The sequence below is a fragment of the Vibrio sp. 10N.222.55.B11 genome (genome assembly GCF_041473705.1).
Classification (GTDB): Bacteria; Pseudomonadota; Gammaproteobacteria; order Enterobacterales; family Vibrionaceae; genus Vibrio; species Vibrio crassostreae_C.
The window spans coordinates 1-236 of sequence record NZ_JBFRST010000167.1 but is presented as its reverse complement, the minus strand read 5'-3'; the positions used below and the strand labels follow the sequence as shown (position 1 = coordinate 236).

Here is a 236-nt window from a genome sequence, read left to right as displayed (position 1 = left end):
CAAATTTATTTTCACTTTTTTAAAAGTGAAGACAAAAAGTTTGAACACTTGTCAGCGACGACAAGTATTCCACTGCGGAGTGGTAGTTCAGTTGGTTAGAATACCGGCCTGTCACGCCGGGGGTCGCGGGTTCGAGTCCCGTCCACTCCGCCACTTATTAGAGAAGCCCTGCTAGCAATAGCAGGGCTTTTTTACATTTGAAGAAAAGTGTTTGTTGTTATACCAATCCGGAAAAT

General features: G+C 44.1%; 1 tRNA gene. It reads left to right on the top strand.

The annotated features are described in order from the left end of the window. The first annotated feature begins 76 nt into the window (after positions 1 to 76). Positions 77 to 153, top strand: a tRNA-Asp gene (locus AB4503_RS25570). The last annotated feature ends 83 nt before the right edge of the window (positions 154 to 236 follow it).